The organism is Pseudomonas sp. TJI-51 (assembly GCF_000190455.2).
Taxonomy (GTDB): Bacteria; Pseudomonadota; Gammaproteobacteria; order Pseudomonadales; family Pseudomonadaceae; genus Aquipseudomonas; species Aquipseudomonas juntendi.
In genome coordinates this window covers 1-1151 of record NZ_AEWE02000123.1, presented here as the reverse complement: position 1 = coordinate 1151, position 1151 = coordinate 1, and the positions used below count along the sequence as shown (strand labels likewise).

1 protein-coding gene is annotated in these 1151 nt (G+C 57.4%); it reads right to left on the bottom strand.

All coding sequences use genetic code 11. The annotated features are described in order from the left end of the window. The coding region (gene tuf / locus G1E_RS23095) for an elongation factor Tu (RefSeq protein WP_009681984.1) at positions 1-1151 on the bottom strand (1151 nt) is incomplete at both ends.

Sequence of the window (1151 nt, the reverse complement as noted above, 5' to 3'; positions counted from 1 at the left end):
GCGCCGACGGTACGACCGCCTTCACGGATAGCGAAGCGCAGACCGTCTTCCATTGCGATGGTCTTGATCAGGGTAACAGTCATCTGAATGTTGTCACCTGGCATTACCATTTCAACGCCTTCCGGCAGCTCGCAGTTACCGGTCACGTCAGTGGTACGGAAGTAGAACTGAGGACGGTAGCCTTTGAAGAACGGAGTGTGACGGCCGCCTTCTTCCTTCGACAGAACGTAGACTTCTGCGGTGAACTTGGTGTGCGGCTTGACCGAACCTGGCTTGACCAGAACCTGGCCACGCTCAACGTCGTCACGCTTGGTACCACGCAGCAGAACGCCGCAGTTCTCGCCAGCACGACCTTCGTCCAGCAGCTTGCGGAACATCTCAACACCGGTGCAGGTGGTGGTGGTGGTGTCACGCAGACCAACGATTTCCAGCGGATCCTGAACGCGGACGATACCACGCTCGATACGGCCGGTAACAACGGTACCACGACCCGAGATCGAGAATACGTCTTCGATTGGCATCAGGAATGGCTGGTCGATGGCACGAACTGGCTCAGGGATGTAGGCATCCAGAGTTTCTACCAGCTTCTTGACAGCGGTAGTGCCCATTTCGTTGTCGTCCTTGCCTTCCAGCGCCATACGAGCCGAACCGATGATGATCGGGGTGTCGTCGCCTGGGAAGTCGTAGGTGGACAGCAGGTCGCGAACTTCCATCTCGACCAGTTCCAGCAGCTCAGCGTCGTCTACCAGGTCAGCCTTGTTCAGGAAGACCACGATGTACGGAACGCCAACCTGACGGGACAGCAGGATGTGCTCACGGGTTTGTGGCATCGGACCATCGGCGGCCGAGCAAACCAGGATCGCGCCGTCCATCTGGGCAGCACCGGTGATCATGTTCTTCACGTAGTCAGCGTGACCTGGGCAGTCAACGTGAGCGTAGTGACGAATGTTCGAGTTGTACTCGACGTGAGCGGTGTTAATGGTAATACCGCGCGCTTTTTCTTCCGGAGCCGAGTCGATCTTGTCGAACTCAACGACTGCCGAACCGAAAACTTCGGAGCAGACGCGAGTCAGAGCTGCGGTCAGAGTGGTCTTACCGTGGTCAACGTGGCCGATGGTGCCGACGTTAACGTGGGGAAGGGAACGATCAAA